Annotated in this window: 14 protein-coding genes and 2 tRNA genes; 6 read left to right on the top strand and 10 right to left on the bottom strand. The window is 61.5% G+C overall.

Annotation, left to right across the window (positions count from 1 at the left end):
- The first annotated feature begins 74 nt into the window (after positions 1-74).
- The gene (locus AD663_RS13100; RefSeq protein WP_003181555.1) at positions 75-305 is read left to right on the top strand and encodes a hypothetical protein; all 231 of its coding nucleotides are present in this window, start codon (positions 75-77) and stop codon (positions 303-305) included.
- A 121-nt stretch (positions 306-426) separates the two neighbouring features.
- On the top strand, positions 427-852 hold the full coding sequence (locus AD663_RS13095; protein ID WP_003181553.1) for a hypothetical protein: 426 nt from the start codon (positions 427-429) through the stop codon (positions 850-852).
- A gap of 24 nt (positions 853-876) precedes the next feature.
- On the opposite strand, the gene AD663_RS13090 is transcribed toward AD663_RS13095, so the two are convergent.
- Positions 877-1,104 carry a PLD nuclease N-terminal domain-containing protein gene (locus AD663_RS13090; RefSeq protein WP_003181551.1) on the bottom strand — a complete coding sequence of 76 codons (228 nt, stop codon included), beginning with the start codon at positions 1,102-1,104 and terminating at the stop codon, positions 877-879.
- 73 nt (positions 1,105-1,177) lie between these two features.
- On the bottom strand, positions 1,178-1,363 hold the full coding sequence (locus AD663_RS13085) for a hypothetical protein (protein ID WP_033046011.1): 186 nt from the start codon (positions 1,361-1,363) through the stop codon (positions 1,178-1,180).
- Between the two features lie 279 nt (positions 1,364-1,642).
- On the opposite strand from AD663_RS13085, the gene AD663_RS13080 reads away from it, so the two are divergent.
- Positions 1,643-2,005, top strand: coding sequence for an NUDIX hydrolase (locus AD663_RS13080; RefSeq protein WP_053213877.1), 363 nt, complete (start codon positions 1,643-1,645; stop codon positions 2,003-2,005).
- Positions 2,006-2,083: 78 nt separating this feature from the next.
- Here AD663_RS13080 and AD663_RS13075 read toward each other — a convergent pair.
- Positions 2,084-2,170 (bottom strand) — tRNA-Leu (locus tag AD663_RS13075).
- Positions 2,171-2,366: 196 nt separating this feature from the next.
- Positions 2,367-2,440: transfer RNA gene (locus AD663_RS13070), tRNA-Cys, on the bottom strand.
- 347 nt (positions 2,441-2,787) lie between these two features.
- On the opposite strand from AD663_RS13070, the gene AD663_RS13060 reads away from it, so the two are divergent.
- From AD663_RS13060 to AD663_RS13050, 3 genes are all read left to right on the top strand, one after another.
- Entirely contained in the window at positions 2,788-3,621 is an 834-nt protein-coding gene (locus AD663_RS13060) for a DUF2892 domain-containing protein (protein ID WP_157062715.1), read from the top strand.
- Entirely contained in the window at positions 3,621-4,793 is a 1,173-nt protein-coding gene (locus AD663_RS13055; protein WP_003181542.1) for a zinc-dependent alcohol dehydrogenase, read from the top strand. The genes AD663_RS13060 and AD663_RS13055 overlap by 1 nt, the downstream gene beginning before the upstream one ends.
- A 214-nt stretch (positions 4,794-5,007) precedes the next feature.
- Complete coding sequence (locus AD663_RS13050) at positions 5,008-5,787, top strand: TSUP family transporter (RefSeq protein WP_003181539.1); 780 nt, start codon at positions 5,008-5,010, stop codon at positions 5,785-5,787.
- Here AD663_RS13050 and nudC read toward each other — a convergent pair.
- The 6 genes from nudC to AD663_RS13020 form a co-directional block, all read right to left on the bottom strand.
- Positions 5,755-6,585, bottom strand: coding sequence for an NAD(+) diphosphatase (gene nudC / locus AD663_RS13045; protein WP_003181537.1), 831 nt, complete (start codon positions 6,583-6,585; stop codon positions 5,755-5,757). The two genes, AD663_RS13050 and nudC, sit on opposite strands and share 33 nt — an antisense overlap.
- 6 nt (positions 6,586-6,591) lie before the next feature.
- Positions 6,592-7,404, bottom strand: coding sequence for a crotonase/enoyl-CoA hydratase family protein (locus AD663_RS13040; RefSeq protein WP_053213875.1), 813 nt, complete (start codon positions 7,402-7,404; stop codon positions 6,592-6,594).
- A gap of 106 nt (positions 7,405-7,510) precedes the next feature.
- On the bottom strand, positions 7,511-8,986 hold the full coding sequence (locus tag AD663_RS13035) for an efflux transporter outer membrane subunit (RefSeq protein WP_053213874.1): 1,476 nt from the start codon (positions 8,984-8,986) through the stop codon (positions 7,511-7,513).
- Positions 8,983-12,087 (bottom strand): efflux RND transporter permease subunit, encoded by a 3,105-nt coding sequence (locus AD663_RS13030; RefSeq protein ID WP_003181532.1) that lies wholly within the window; start codon positions 12,085-12,087, stop codon positions 8,983-8,985. The genes AD663_RS13035 and AD663_RS13030 overlap by 4 nt, the downstream gene beginning before the upstream one ends.
- Before the next feature lie 103 nt (positions 12,088-12,190).
- The gene (locus AD663_RS13025; RefSeq protein WP_003181530.1) at positions 12,191-15,286 is read right to left on the bottom strand and encodes an MdtB/MuxB family multidrug efflux RND transporter permease subunit; all 3,096 of its coding nucleotides are present in this window, start codon (positions 15,284-15,286) and stop codon (positions 12,191-12,193) included.
- Positions 15,283-16,599 carry an MdtA/MuxA family multidrug efflux RND transporter periplasmic adaptor subunit gene (locus AD663_RS13020; RefSeq protein ID WP_053213873.1) on the bottom strand — a complete coding sequence of 439 codons (1,317 nt, stop codon included), beginning with the start codon at positions 16,597-16,599 and terminating at the stop codon, positions 15,283-15,285. Before AD663_RS13020 ends, AD663_RS13025 begins: the two co-directional genes overlap by 4 nt.
- Positions 16,600-16,614 lie beyond the last annotated feature (15 nt).

Genomic DNA, 16,614 nt, shown 5'->3' with positions numbered 1-16,614 from the left:
CGCTTAAACAACGGTATGACCCGCCCACTGGCGGGTTTTGTGCTACATCATCAACTCTGAAATGGAGGTGTGACATGTCCGAAAAAGAGTCCATCACCACCCTGCTCACTTTATTGGAATCACGTCAGGCCACGCTCACTGCCGCCTGCAAGGAAATCGCCGACTGGGTCGACCACCAGGGTGGACACCCTACCGCAGTGCGCATCCGCGACCGGCTCAATGACATTGAACGCGATGCCCCGTCGATCCAGAGCGCATTGACGTCGCTCAAGCCCGCTGAGCGGCCGCTGCCCAAATTCCGCTGACGCGCTACGCCGGCCCCGTTTTCCCTTAAGTTCTATTGGTCGGAAAACCGATGGAACAACAGCGTTCTATTGCGCCTCGATATTGATATCAACGTGCAGAAGCCGCTTCAGGGAGAACCTCATGAACGCAAAAATCCTGTTACTGATCGCCTGTGCGAGCCCCGCCGCCGCCATGGCCCAAGGCTGCGATGTCTTCACCCAGTCCCAGAGTTCCTCGGTACCCGCCATCGAAAGCCATAGTTGCTACGAATACAAAGGTGTACCCGCCGAAACCCTCGATTGGTCTTGCAGCAACGAAAGCAAGGGAACCCTCAGCACCCGCAAAAACCGAGTCGAGCGTTGCGCAGAAGGCTACGTGGCGACATGCCAGGCACCGCTGACCCAGGAAGCATTGGCCAACCCGCGCGCCACTCGCCAGGACCAGAATGGAGGATCGGCCAGCCTTCCCGATCATGCCCTGATCACTTGGTACTACTACGACATCAATCAAGCGAAACAGGCCCAGCAGGACTGCGAGACCACCGGCGGCCAATGGAAGAACCGCTGACCGGGGTGGCCCACGCAGCCGTTGCTAGCCTTTGCTGTGCTCCGGCGACGATGGGCCTTGCTTGACGCCGCGTGGCCCGGCGACGCCCCATATGACCAGCCCCAACACCGGCAGTATGATCACCAGCAGCGCCCAGCCGGCCTTGGTCCCGGCGGACTTTTCGCTTCGAAACACACTGAGGATCACCCACAGATCCAGGAGCAGCAGAATCACCGCAACGGCGATCCAGAAATAACTGGCTAATTCAGACATGGCCCTATCCTCTTGAAGGTCTATGGATTAGGCATGACCGCGCCAGCGCCGTTCAAAGAATTTGCGCCTGCACCTACAGGCGCTCATTCAGATAAGCGACCCACCGCTCATAGGCCTCATGTTGACGCTGGACGGCTTCATCCCAGGTCGCCCCGGTCATTTGATGAACACAAATGAGCTCCATCATCTGCGACGTCGCCGCATCGAGCTCCATCAGAAGCTCGTGGGATCTGATCTTGAAATCTTCAACCGTGGTCATTTTTCCTCCCTTCCCCTCTCGGGGGCGGCCAGCCACCCAAAATGGATGCGTTTTTTCCAATCTGATTCATTTTTGCCGATGACCGGTCGATGGCCGGCGGCACGCAAGTGTGGGCTTGCATGGCCGATAGCATGAGAAATGAAGTGCAGCCTTTCACTTATGAGAAGGGTCTTATGAATAGACCCACGGAAAAATAGGTTTGTGATCGCCGTGCTGGCAACGGGCCTTAATATTTCAGTTATATTTCACTTTAATGACAGTCACTGATTGAGCAATGCCATGAAGATACGAGCGACGGTCATTTGCGAAGATAATCGCCACGTCTTGCTGGTCCGCAAGGCCAACAGCCGCTGGGCATTGCCAGGGGGCGCGGTCGAACGCGGCGAAACCCACGCGGGCGCTGCGGTGAGGGAGCTGGCAGAAGAAACCGGCCTGAGCGTCGAAAACCTGCTCTACCTCATGCGAATCAACGAGGGTGAAACCGAACACCATGTATTCGAAGCCTCGGTTCGCGATTCAAAGGCGGCCACGCCACAGAATGAAATCAGCGATTGCCTTTGGCACCCATTGGATGCCATCGCCCAGCTGCAAATGAAAAAAGGCACGCGGGAAATTCTCGAAGCGTTTCGCCGGCGGTTGTAGGTCGCCTCGGTCACGTTGCAAGTGATAGGCAAACAAAAAGGGTTGCATGAGATATCCCATGCAACCCTTTGTTTTATATGGTGCCCGAAGCCGGAATCGAACCGGCACGCCCTTACGAGCGGGGGATTTTAAGTCCCATGCGTCTACCAGTTTCGCCATTCGGGCGGTAGCGCGGCAAGCCTTATGGAGACTGGCAAATATCAGATTCGCCAGGGCCTGGCCTGGTGCAGCAAGAGCGAGGAATATATACATCCCTCCCCTCTGAAGCAAGGTTGCTCATGTCCTTTTCAAGACAAAAGCTTTCCTCGCATCGTAAATAAAAAAGCTCCGTAAATCATAGATCTACGGAGCTGTTTTAAAGTGGAGGCCGAAGTCGGAATCGAACCGGCGTAGGTGGATTTGCAATCCACTGCATAACCATTTTGCTATTCGGCCTCAAGACGCCTGATGCATTGTCGCCACATCAACCGTGTACAAACCTGATCTGGAAACAGACCTCTTACGAAGCGCTATCTCCTTGAAAACATTGAGATTTTTTACGTCCCAGTGCGTTCGATGGGCGCAATTATGTACTCATTTGCCTAGGCTGACAACCCCTTGATTTCAAAAAAGTAATCGTCGCTTGGTCGGTCCTGGCCGTCGCCGATAGATAGCCCGCCAAGGCTGTGCAATACGTGACCGCATCCACGGTTCGCCTCATCGGAAAGCGCGAATGTGGATGGAACAACGACGCCGTCCCCCGGCTCATTCCTTATGTCGCCCTTGATCATAAGGAAACCATCATGACTGAACGACCCCAACTGGTTGCGAGCCGGGCCGCCGTACCGACCCCTTCGCACCCCAACCTAGGAACACCGGAGCGCGTCGTGTCGTTGCTGGCCGGCACGCTGTTGATCGCCAACGGGCTGCGCGAGGGCGGGCTCAAAGGGTGGCCGCAAGTGATGCTTGGCGCCTGTGCCGCCTGGCGCGGTTACTCAGGTACGTGCAGGGTCAAGCGTGCGCTGACACATACTCCTTTCGAGCAAGCCTTCGAACAGGACCGGGACTGGAACGGTAGCAAGGTAATTTCCCGCAGCATCACGATCGGCAAGCCCAGGGAGGAAGTCTTCGCGTTCTGCAGCAACCCGGGCAATCTCGGGGCGCTGGTGCCTTGGGTGGATGAGATTGAACAGACCAGCGAGCGCACCTACCGCTGGGTCGCCCACGGCCCGATGGACAAGACCTTGGAATGCGACATCGAACAGGACGACCCCAAGGATGGCCGGAAGCTGCACTGGATCGCCGCCCCGGATTCGCGTTTCAAACATGACATCCAGATGCATTTCAGCGACGCGCCGACGGGCCGAGGCACGCAGATCAAGGCCATCGTTGCTTGCCAGACCTCCCTGGGTTCCGCCGGTTACGCCCTGGCTGCCGCCATCTCGAAGTTCTCGGACAAAGCCTTGTTGAATCTGCTTCGCAGCATCAAGCAGCAACTGGAGCTCGGCGAGGTGACCACTAACCGAATGCGCGCCCAGGACACGAAGGATTTCCTGTTCGTGCATCCGGCCACGAATGCCACCCAAGCGCCGACCAGCCCCGCTTCCACCACACCTATCACTGGAGGAACAGCCTGATGCGTGCATTGACCTGGCAAGGCCCCAATAAACTCCAAGTCGAGACAGTCGATGATCCGTCCATTCTCAATCCCCGTGACGCCATCGTACGGGTGATGTTGTCGTCCGTGTGCGGTTCGGACCTGCATTTGCTGGGCGGTTACGTGCCGACCATGCAAGCGGGCGACATCATTGGCCATGAATTCATGGGCGAAGTGGTGGAGACCGGCTCGGCCATCACCCAGTTCAGCAAAGGCGACCGGGTTGTCACCGTGTCGATCATCGGCTGCGGCCAGTGCGAACACTGCCAGCGCTCGGACTTTTCCTGCTGCGACAACTCCAACCCCAACCCCAGCGCAACAGACATTGCCTACGGCCAACCGGCCTGCGGCATCATCGGCTACAGCCATGCGTTCGGCGGTTACGCCGGCAGCCATGCCACTTATATTCGCGTGCCGTTTGCCGACGTGAACCTGTTCGCCATTCCCGAGGGCGTCAGTGATGAGCAAGCGGTGTTCGTCTCCGACGCGGTCCCCACCGGTTATTTCGCTGCCGACAACGCCGACATCCAACGCGGCGACACCGTGGCGGTCTGGGGCTGCGGTGGCGTTGGCCTGATGGCGATTTCCAGCGCTTACCTGCTGGGGGCCGAGCGAGTGATTGCCATCGACCGCTTCCCCGAGCGCTTGCGCCTGGCTGAGGAGAAGGCCGGCGCCATCGCCCTCAATTACGAAACCTGCGACGTGCATGCCGCCTTGCTGGAGCTGACCGGCGGCCGTGGCCCGGATCGTTGTATCGATTGCGTGGGCATGGAAGCTCATGGCACCGAGATCGACTATTTCTATGACAAGACCAAGCAGATGATGCGTTTGCACACTGAACGCGGCACGGTGCTGCGCCAGTCGATCCGAGCCTGCCGCAAGGGCGGCACCGTATCGGTGGTCGGCGTGTATGGCGGTTTGCTGGACAAGTTTCCGATGGGCGCAATCGTCAACAAATCCCTGACCTTGCGCTCCGGCCAGCAACCGGGGCAGCGCTACGTGAAGCGTTTGTTCGAGCACATCCAGAAGGGCGAGCTGGACCCTTCCTATTTGCTGACCCACCCGATGGGGCTGGAGCAGTCGGTGGAAGGTTATGCGATGTTCAAGGACAAGTCGCACAGCTGTTTGCGGGCGGTGTTCAGGCCGGAGTGAACGAGGGTTCTGATGGCGAGGGGGCGGGCTCCGGCGGAGTGCGATGTGGTTATGACGGGGGCTGTTGCGCAGCCCGGCGGGAGCAAGCTCCCTCGCCACGGGGGGCAGTGTCTTTGAGCCGGGGGCAATCGGGCAGTCGCGGCTCGCGGTCATTGTGGGTAACATACCGGCCTTCCCCGCCGCCCTGCTGCGATCTGCCGAATAAGCCCATTCCATGCCTTTTGAACTCAGCGTTGACCTCACTACCCTCGCTATCCTCGCCATTGTCGCGTTCATTGCCGGCTTCATCGATGCTATTGCTGGCGGCGGTGGCCTGCTGACCACACCCGCGTTGCTCACCGCCGGGCTACCGCCCCATCTGGTCCTGGGCACCAACAAGCTCAGCTCGACCTTCGGTTCGGCCACGGCCAGTTTCACTTTCTACAGGCGCAAGCTGTTCCATCCCCGGCAGTGGACCCACGCCCTGGTCGGCACGCTCGTGGGTGCCTTGACCGGCGCCGTCGTGGCGCACTATCTGCCGGCCGAATGGCTGAACAAGATGCTGCCGGTGATCGTTTTCGCGTGCGGTCTCTACCTGTTGTTCGGCGGCACGCCCAAGGCGCCTCTGGACAGCAACGCGCCCATCAGCAAGAAGTGGCAATCGCCCCAAGGCTTCAGCCTGGGCTTTTATGACGGCGTGGCGGGCCCCGGGACGGGGGCGTTCTGGACGGTGAGCAGTTTGCTGCTCTACCCCATCGACCTGGTCAAGGCCAGTGGCGTAGCTCGCAGCATGAACTTCGTCAGCAACATCGCAGCGCTGTCGGTGTTCATCTTTTCCGGGCAGGTCGACTGGATCATCGGCCTGAGCATGGGCATTGCGGTGATGATCGGGGCGTTCTTCGGTGCTCGCACCGCCATCAGCGGCGGCGCGAAGTTCATCCGGCCGGTGTTCATCACCGTGGTGTTGGGCTTGACCGTGCGGCTAGCCTGGCAGCACTGGTTCAGCGTGGCCTAGGCGGCGCGCCACGTAGAGATCGATCAGGTAACGCGCGATGGATCGCGAGGCCGGCAGCGGTGGCAGGTTGTGAACGTTGAACCACTGGGCGTCCTCGATTTCATCTTCTTGAGGGATGATGTCGCCACCGGCATATTCGGCGTGGAAGCCCAGCATCATCGAATGGGGGAACGGCCAGCATTGGCTGCCCATGTACTGGATATTCTTTACCTCAATGCTGACTTCTTCGCGCACCTCGCGAACCAGGCAATCCTCGGCCGACTCGCCTGGCTCGGCAAACCCGGCCAGGGTGCTGTAGACACCGGTGACGAAACGCGGCGAACGGGCCAGCAGCACTTCGTCGCCGCGGGTAATGAGCACGATCATGCTCGGTGAAATGCGCGGATAGTGCCGCAAATCACAGGCATCGCAATACATCGCCCGCTCCCGCGGGATCTGGCTCATGCGCTTGCCGCAACTGCCGCAGAAACGATGTTCCCGCGCCCAGGTGCCGATCTGCGCCGCGTAGCCCAGCACTTTGTACAGCGTGTGGTCGTCCTCGAGCATGAATGCCCGCAAGCCTTTCCAGTTGCAGCCGGGAATATCCTGTGAGCTGTGCAATTCCAACAGATAGACAGGCTCACCGTCCAGGTGGCCGATGCCATGCTCGGCGAGGATCGACAGGTCCTGTCGCTTGAGCCAGTCGCGGGGAAACAGCGCGCCGTTATCATCGAACAGAAAGCCTTCCGGGCTGCGGGCCACGGCCCAGCCGCCGGGAAAATCGGTATCGAGTACTGCGGTGGTCCAGCGTGAAATCATGATCAGTCAATCCAGAAATTCGGGTTTCTGTTTGCTCATATGGGCGGCCATGGCCACGCGCAGGTCAGTCGATTGCAGCATGGCAGCGTTCCACGTGGCGACGTACTCCAGCCCGTCGTCGATGCGGTGATCGCGCATGTAGCTGATCATCGCCTTGGTGCCGGTCACGGCAATTGGCGATTTGGCGGCAATTTCCCGGGCGATACCCATGACACCGTCGAGCAAACTGGCGGTATCACTGTAGACACGATTGACCAGGCCAATGCTGCGCGCTTCGTCGGCATCGAAGGTGCGCCCCGTATAAGCGAGTTCACGCAGCATGCCGTCCCCGATGATCCGGGGCAAGCGTTGCAGCGTGCCGACGTCGGCCGCCATGCCGATATCGATTTCCTTGATGGAGAACTGCGCGTCCTGGGCGGCGTAGCGCATGTCGCAGGCTGAAATCAGGTCGATGGCGCCGCCCAGGCAGTAGCCCTGGACCGCGGCGAGTACCGGCTTGCGGCAATTGTCGACGGCGTTGAACGAGGCTTGCAACTGCAGGATCTTGCGGCGCAACAGGCGCGCATTTCGCCCTACATCCTTGCCCAGCTCGTTTGCCACGCCCGCCAGCATCATCAGGTCGATCCCCGAAGAAAAATGTTTGCCGGCACCGCTGAGCACCACCACCCGCGCGGCGTCGGTGTCGTCCACCCACTGGAAGATCTCGATGATTTCGCTCCAGAACGCCGCGTTCATCGAGTTGATCTTTTCCGGACGATTGATCTGCACATGGGCAACGTTATCGGCAAGTTCGACGTTGAACGCTTGGTATTGCGACATGGCAGTGATCCTTTACCGACTGAAAGAGGCCTGAACTATACCAAGCCATGACGACAGGTCGTAGGCAGTGCATCGGCCAAAAGCGGGACTGCATTCAACCCTGCGGTTACTCGCCTGCCTGTAGTTGCCCATCCCAACCACCGCCCAGCGCCGCGATCAGTTGCACGCTGGCGATCAACCGGCTCTGTTGCAGGGTCAACACGCTGCGTTCGTTGCTCAAGGCCGTGGCCTGGACCGTCACTACGTCGAGGTAGGCAATCAGGCCGGCCTTGTACTGGTTTTGCGTCAGGCGCAGGGATTCCCGGGCGGCATCGAGGGCTTCCTGGCGTACCCGTGCTTCGTCCTCCAGGACCTTGAGCTGGATCATGTAGTTTTCCACCTCACGGAAACCGTCGAGCACGGTCTGGCGATAGGTGGCTACGGTCTGGTCATAGGCGGCCACGGTGCGGTCGACTTCCGCCGAACGCTGGCCGCCATCGAACAGTGTCATCGCCAGTTGCGGCCCCACCGACCAGAAGCGGTTCGGCACGCTGACCCAGTTATCGTAGGTACTGCTGCTGTAGCCGCCGCTGAGGCTCAGGGTCAGGTCCGGGTAATAGGCGGCCTTGGCCACGCCGATCTCGGCGTTGGCGGCCATCACCGAACGTTCCGCCGAGGCAATGTCCGGCCGGCGTTCGAGCAGTTGCGAGGGCAGCGCCACCGGGATTTGCGGCAGTGACGGGATATCACCGGTTTCAGCCAGGTTGAACTCGGCCGGCGGCAGGCCGATCAGCACGGCAATGGCATTCTCAAACTGGGCTCGTTGCCAGATCAGGTCGATCAGGTCGCCCTGGGTGGTCTTGAGCTGGGTCTGGGCCTGGGCCACCGCATCCTTGCCGGACACACCGGCACGGTATTGGTTTTCGGTCATTTTCAGCGAGCGCTGATAGTTGTCGACCGTGGTCTGCAACAGGCGTTTCTGTTCATCGATCACCCGCAGTTGCAGGTAGTTCTGCACCAGTTCCGATTGCTGGCTCAGGCGCATCGCGGCCAAGTCGGCGAAACTCGCCTGCGCACTCGCTTCGTCGGCCTCCAGGGTACGGCGCAGCTTGCCCCAGATATCCGCCTCCCAACTGACCCCGGCCTGGGCGTTATAGGTGTCGCGAATGCCACTGGACGAACTGCTCAGGCTCGAACTGCTGCTTCCGGTGCCCTGGCTGGAGCGCGTCTTGCCCACCGTCAGGTCCACCGTTGGAAAAAATGCACCCCGGGCGCTGCGCACCAGTGCCCGGGCCTGGCGGTATTGGGCTTCGGCCTGGGCCACGGTCTGGTTGGCGGTGTTGAGTTTATCCACCAGGCCGTTGAGCTGCGTGTCGCCATACAACTCCCACCAGGCGCCACGGGCCAACGCATCGCTTGGGTTCGCTGCGCGCCAGCCCTGCGCCTCCTTGTACTGCACCGGCGCGGCCGCCGGAGGGCGCTGGTAATCCGGGCCGATGGCGCAAGCGCTGAGCATTGCCACGCACAGGGCCAGGCTCAACACTCGCGAGCCCCGGGCGGTTGCCAGCGCAGCGGCAAGATTGATAAGGGTACGGTCGGTCATAACGGAGTTTCCAGGGCAGCATCAGTGCGCACGCCGCGCCAGCGGTTGAAGCGATGGCGCAGCTTGTCGAGATAGAGGTAAACCACCGGGGTGGTGTAAAGGGTCAGTACCTGGCTGAACACCAGCCCACCGATGATGGTCAGTCCCAGCGGCTGGCGCATTTCCGCACCCTCGGCAGAGCCGAGCAGTAACGGCAAGGCGCCCAGGATCGCCGCCAGGGTGGTCATCAGAATCGGCCGCAGCCGCAGCAGGCAAGCGCTGCGGATCGACTCCAAGGGCGACTGCCCTGCTCGCTCCAGTTGCAACGCCAGGTCGATCATCAGGATCGCGTTTTTCTTCACCACGCCAATCAGCAGGAACAGCCCCAACAGGGAGATCAGGCTGAACTCGCCGCCCAGCGCGTAGATCGAGAGCAAGGCACCGACACCGGCCGATGGCAAGGTCGACAGGATAGTCAGCGGGTGAATGTAGCTTTCATACAGCACACCCAATACCAGGTATACCGCCAGCAACGCCCCGAGAATCATGAACGGCTGGCTCTTCTGGGTGGCGGCAAAAGCATCGGCCGTGCCCGCCATTTTTGCGATGACGTCTTCCGGCATTCCCAGTTTGGCAATCGCCCGCTCGATGGCGGCGGAGCCCTGCTCCACCGTCACGCCTTCGGCCATGTCGAACGAAATGCTTTCGGAGGCGAACTGACCTTCATGACTGACTCGGTCGTCTTCCAGGCTGTTCTCGTAATGGGCGATGGTCGACAGCGGCACCCGCGCGCCATCGGCGGTGATTACCTGGACCTGTTCGAGGGTGCTGGGATCCTGGGCGTACTTGGGATTGACCTCCATCACCACCTGGTACTGGTTGAGACTGTCGTAGATGGTTGAGATCTGCCGCTGGCTGTAGGCGTTGTTGAGCACTGCGGTGACCATGTCCATGTCGATGCCCAGGCGCTTGGCCTGGTCGCGGTCCACCACCAGCGTCACCTGTTGCGCACCGCCACCGTCGCGGGCATCGATAGCGGTCAGTTCCGGCAAGGCCCTGAACGCGGCGGCGACCTTGGGGTACCACTGGCGCAGCGACGCCAGGTCGGCGCTTTGCAGAATGTAGGAATATTGTGAGGTGGTCTGCTCGCGGCCACCGCCAAACTGCAAGTCCTGGTCAGCCATCAGCATGAGTTGGCCACCGGGGACCTTGGGCATTTCCTTACGCAAGCGCTCGATGACTTTTTGCGCGGAAATCCTGCGTTCCTTGATTGGCTTGAGGCGCACCAGCATGAAGGCATTGTTGGTGCCGTTGTTGCCGCCGATGAAACCGGCGACGCTCTGCACTGCATCATCCTTGAGCACGGCGCGGCGGAAGATTTCCATCTTCGGCTGCATCACGTTGAACGACAGCCCATCGTCGCCGCGCACGAAACCAATCAGTTGGCCGGTGTCCTGCTGCGGCATGAAGGTCTTCGGCACCACCACGTACAGGGCGACATTCACACCGATGGTCACCAACAGGCTCAGCAAAGTCAGGCGTCGGTGGCGCAGGACCCAATCCAGGCTGGTGGCATACCCGCGGACCATGCGGTCATTGAGGCGTTGGCTCCAACGCTGCAAGCGGTTCTCCTGCCCGGGTACATGAGGCTTGAGCCAGCGGGCGCAGAGCATTGGCGTGAGGGTCAGGGATACCACCAGCGAGACCACGATGGATGCCGCCAGGGTGATTGAAAACTCGCGGAACAGGCTCTCGATGATCCCACCCATGAACAGGATCGACAGGAACACCGCTACCAGCGAGACGTTCATCGACAGCAAGGTGAAACCCACTTCCTCGGCGCCCTTGTACGCCGCTTTCATGGGAGGAACGCCTTCGTCGATGTGCCTGGAAATGTTCTCCAGCACCACGATGGCGTCATCCACCACCAGCCCGGTGGCCAGGATCAATGCCATCAGCGACAGGTTGTTCAGGGAGAAACCGTACAGGTACATCACTGCAAACGTGCCCACCAGCGACACCGGCACCGCCAGGGTCGGGATCAGCGAGGCGCGGAAATTGCCGAGGAACAGGAACACCACCAGCACCACCAGGGCGACGGCAATCAGCAGGGTCATTTCCGCTTCATGGAGGGTGGCCTTGATCACCGGCGAGCGGTCCATGGCCAGGTTGAGTTTTACGCTCGCGGGCAAGACAGCCTGCAACGCCGGCAATTGCGCCTTGATCTCGTTGACGGTCTCGATGATGTTGGCGCCGGCCTGACGGTTGATCACCAGCAGCACGGCGGCATCGTTATTGAAAAAGCCGCTGTTGTAGCGGTCCTCGACACTGTCGGTGACTTTCGCCACGTCCTTGAGCCGCAGCACCGAGCCGTCCTGGTAACGGATGATGAGCGTTTCGTAGTCCTTGGCCTTCTCCAGTTGATCGTTGGCCTGGACCTGCCACATGCGCCGGTCATCCTCCACCGAGCCCTTGGGTCGGCGCACGTTGCTATCGGCGATGGCGGTGCGCACATCGTCCAAGGCTACGCCGTACTGGTTGAGCGATTGCGGTTCCAACTCGATGCGCACGGCGGGAAGCGAGCTGCCGCCGATCTGCACCTCACCGACACCCGTTACCTGGGACAGGCTCTGGGACAGGATGGTCGACGCCAAGTCATAAAGCTGACCTTTTTCCAACACGTCGGAGGTCAGCGACAACACCATGATCGGCGCCTGGGACGGGTTGACCTTCTTGTAGGTGGGCATGCTGCGCATGCCGCTGGGCAGCAGGTTGCGCGAGGCATTGATAGCCGCCTGCACTTCCCGGGCCGCGCCATTGATGTCGCGGTCCAGGTCGAATTGCAGGATGACCCGCGTAGAACCCTGGCTGGAGCGGCTGCTCATGGTGTTGACCCCGGCGATGGCGCCGAAGGACCGTTCCAGGGGCGTCGCGACGGTGGACGCCATCACCTCGGGGCTGGCCCCGGGCAAGCTGGCCTGGACCACGATCACCGGGAAATCCATCTGCGGCAGCGGCGCTACCGGCAGCAGGCCGAAGCACACGCCACCGAGCAGCATGATCGCGAAGCTCAGGAGCATCGTTGCCACGGGGCGCTTGATGAATGGGCCGGAGAGGTTCATGGGCTACAGCTCCAAGCTGCAAGCTTCAAGCTGCAAGAGAAAAGCAAGTCGTGCACAGGCTCTAGCTTGTCGCTTGCGGCTAGAAGCTTGCCGCTAGGTACCGTCATACCGCCACCTCTTTCCCATCCAGCTTGGCAAAGCGCCGCCCCAGGCGGTCGAAATACAGGTAAATCACCGGCGTCGTGAACAGCGTCAGCACCTGGCTCACCAACAACCCGCCGACCATCACCAAGCCCAAGGGCTGGCGCAGTTCCGCCCCGGAGCCGGTGGCGAGCATCAGCGGCACCGCGCCGAACAAGGCCGCCAGGGTGGTCATCAGGATCGGGCGGAAGCGCAGCAGCGCCGCTTGATAGATCGCCGTTTGCGGGTCGATGCCCTGGTTGCGTTCGGCGTCGAGGGCGAAGTCGATCATCATGATCGCGTTCTTCTTGACGATACCGATCAGCAGGATGATGCCGATGATCGCAATCATGCCCAGGTCATTGCCGCTGAGGATCAACGCCAGCAAGGCGCCGATGGCCGCCGAAGGCAACGTGGAAAGAATCGTGATCGGGTGGATGTAGCTCTCATACAGCACGCCCAGGACGATGTACATGGTGACCACCGCCGCCAGGATCAGCAGCAAGGTGCTCGACAGCGACGCCTGGAATGCCTGGGCCGCGCCCTGGAACTCGGTCTGCACACCCACCGGCATGCCGATGTCCTGCTGGACCTTTTCAATCGCCTCGACCGCATGGCCGAGGGCCACGCCGGGCGCGAGGTTGAACGACATCATCACTGCCGGAAACTGGCCGATGTGAGCAATTGCCAGCTGGGCCTGGCGCTCCTCGACCCGGGCCAGGCTCGACAGCCGCACCTGACCGCCGTCGGTGGTCTTGACGTGGATCTGGTCCAGCGCCTGCGGCCCGATCCGCTCCCCGGCCTGGGCCTGCAGCACCACGCGGTACTGGCTAGCCTGGGTGTAGATGGTGGAAATCTGCCGCTGGCCGAAGGCGTCATACAGCGCATCGGTGATGTTCGAGACGGAAACGCCCAGGCGCGAGGCGGCGTCACGGTCGATTACCAGGTAAACCTGCAAGCCCTTGTCCTGCAAATCGCTGGCGACGTCGGTCAGCTCCGGCTGGCGGGCCAAGGCCTCGACGAGCCGGGCGCTCCAGAGGCTGAGCAACTCGGCGTCCGGCGATGAAAGGCTGAACTGGTATTGGGTGCGGCTGACCCGGTCCTCGATGGTCAGGTCCTGCACCGGCTGCATGAACAGGCGGATGCCCACCAGGCGGTCCAGCTGTGGCTGCAAACGAGCAATGATCTGGGTGGCGCTGTCGTCCCGCTCGCCATGGGGCTTGAGGTTGATCAGCAGCCGGCCGCTGTTGAGGGTGGCATTGTCGCCGTCCACGCCAATATAGGAGGACAGGCTTTGCACCGCCGGGTCGGCGAGGATCACCTTGGCGAGCTGCTGCTGGCGCTCGCTCATGGCGGCGAAGGAAATCGACTGCGGCGCCTCGGAAATACCCTGGATCACCCCGGTGTCCTGCACCGGAAAGAAGCCCTTGGGCACGGCCAGGTAAAGCACCACCGTCAGCACCAGGCTGCCCACCGCCACCAGCAGGGTCAGCGGCTGATGCTTGAGCACCCATTGCAATTTGCGCCCGTAGGCGGCGATCAGCCAATCGATCCAGGCGCCGCTGGCTCGGTAGAAACGGCCCTGTTCGTCTTCCTTGGGCTCACGCTTGAGCAGCCGGGCGCACATCATCGGCGTCAGCGTCAGGGATACCACCAGGGAGATCAGGATCGCCACTGCCAGGGTGATGGCGAACTCGCGGAACAACCGCCCCACCACGTCCGCCATGAACAGCAGCGGGATCAGCACCGCAATCAACGACAGGGTCAGGGAAATCAGCGTGAAGCCGATCTGCTTGGCGCCCTTGAGCGCGGCCTGCAACGGACTGTCGCCCTCCTCGATATAACGGGCGATGTTCTCCAGCATGACGATGGCATCGTCCACCACGAAACCGGTGGCGATGGTCAGCGCCATCAGCGTCAGGTTATTGATGGAAAAGCCCGCCAGGTACATCACGCCGAACGTACCGATCAGCGACAGCGGCACGGCTACCGAAGGAATAATGGTGGCGCTCACCCGGCGCAAGAACAGGAACGTCACCAGGACCACCAGGACGATGGCGATCAGCAGTTCATGCTGCACGTCGGTGACCGAGGCACGGATGGTCTGGGTGCGGTCGGTGAGCACGGTGACGTCCAGGCCGGCCGGCAGGTTATCGGTGATGCTCGGCAACAGGGCCTTGATCCGGTCCACCACCTCGATGACGTTGGCCCCCGGCTGACGCTGGATATTGAGCAGCACCGCCTGGTTTTCATTGGCCCACGCGGCCAGGCGTTCGTTTTCCGCGCCGTCGACGATCTGTGCCACGTCCTTGAGCCGCAACGGCGCACCATTGGCGTAGGCCAGGATCAGTTCGGCGTAGTCCTTGGGCGAGGTCAACTGGTCATTGGCGTCCAGCATCGAGACCCGGGTCGGCCCATCGAAATTGCCCTTGGGCTGGTTGACGTTGGAGGCGCCGATGAGGGTGCGCACGTCCGCCAGGTTAAGGCCGTTGGCCGCCAAGGCCTCGGGGTTGACCTTGATCCGTACGGCCTGGCGCTGGCCGCCAGCAATGGTCACCATGCCCACGCCGTTGATCTGGGCAATTTTCTGCGCCATGCGGGTGTCGACCAGGTCGTTGAGCTTGGGCAGCAACATGGTCTTGGAAGTGATTGCCAGGGTCAGCACCGGGGTGTCGGCCGGGTTGACCTTGTTGTAGACCGGTGGCGCCGGCAGGTCTTTAGGCAGCAGATTGGTCGCCGCGTTGATTGCTGCTTGCACCTGCTGCTCGGCGACGTCCATGTTGATGTCGAGGTTGAAGCGCAGGGTGATCACCGAGGCGCCACCGGAACTGGTGGATGCCATTTGCGTCAGGCCCGGCATCTGCCCGAACTGTCGCTCCAGGGGCGCGGTGACCGCGCTGGTCATCACATCGGGGCTCGCGCCCGGGTACAGGGTCATCACGCGGATGGTCGGGTAATCGACCTGAGGCAAGGCCGACACCGGCAGCAGCCGATAGGCGATCAGGCCGGCCAGGACAATGGCCAGCATGCTCAGGGTGGTGGCGACCGGGCGAAGAATGAACAGCCGCGAGAGATTCATGCGCCGTCCTTTTTCGCCTTGTCGGCCGCGACCGGTTCAGTCGGGGTTGCCGCGCTCTTGCCTTGCAGGTGCTCGGTCGGCGTGGTGGGTACGTCCTGGCTGTCGCTGACCACTTCCACTTCGCTGCCTTCCTTCAAGCGATCGGTGCCTTCGAGCACGACCCGGTCGCCAGCGGCCAGGCCTTCGGTGACCACCGTGTTGTCACCGTCGCTGGCACCGATTTTCAGTTTCTTGATGATGACCTTCTTGTCACCTTCCAGGGCGTAGACGAAGGTGCCATTGGTGCCAAACTGAATCGCTGCCGTCGGCGCCAAGACCACACCCTTGAGCGTATCGGCCAGCAGGCGCACGTTGACGAACTGGTTGGGGAACAGCGACTGGTCGCGGTTCTCGTAGCGGGCCTTGAACTTCAGCGTGCCGGTGGTGACATCGATCTGGTTGTCCAGGCTTTGCAGCACACCGCTGGCCTGGAGTTTCAGGTCGCCACGGTCCCAGGCTTCGACGGGCAGCTTGGCCCCGCTGCGGTAACGGGCAAGGACCGTTTCCAGGCTGTTTTCCGGGAGGGTGAACACGACGCTGATAGGTTGGGTCTGGGTGATGACCGCCAGCGCCGTGGTGTCGTTGGCCGCTACCAGGTTGCCGAGGTCCAGCTGCCGCAGACCGACTCGCCCGGCGATAGGCGCGCGGATCTTGGTGAATTCGAGGTTGAGCTTGGCGTCGTTGACCGCCGCCTGGTTGGTCTTGACCGTGCCCTGGTACTGGCCGACCAGCGCGGCGGCTGTGTCGAGGGTCTGCTTGGCGATGCTGTCCTCCGCATACAGGCCACGGTAGCGCTCGAGGTCAACCTGGGCGTTCTTCAATTGGGCCTGGTTCTGCAACAGCGTCCCTTCGGCCTGGAGCAAGGCGTTCTGGTACGGACGCGGGTCGATTTCGGCCAGCAGGTCCCCAGCCTTGACCATCTGCCCTTCTTCGAAGGCGATCTTGACCAACTCCCCGCCTACCCGGCTGCGCACATTGATGGTATTGAGGGCCGTGACCGTGCCCAGCGCCTTGTAGTACAGCGGGAAATCTCCGGTAACCGCCGGCGCCACCCGCACCGGGATCGGCCCTGAGGCACTGCCGAACCCAGGCCGCATGCCGCCTGAACGTCCCATGTGACCTGCTGCGGTCTTCTCCCCTGCCCCAGGCTTCTGCGCTGCGCCACCGGGCCAGAACTTCCAGGCCAGCGCCGCGACAACCAATACGATGAGCAGGCCGAGCAGCCAGCGGCGGGAATTGCGGGAAACAGAGGATTGCATGGAGTGATCAACCATTGGGCGCGAGGGCTT

The organism is Pseudomonas sp. Q12-87 (assembly GCF_001269755.1).
GTDB lineage: Bacteria > Pseudomonadota > Gammaproteobacteria > Pseudomonadales > Pseudomonadaceae > Aquipseudomonas > Aquipseudomonas fluorescens_S.
Note: the sequence above shows the minus strand (reverse complement) of the source record. Positions and strands in the feature narration are given on the sequence as shown.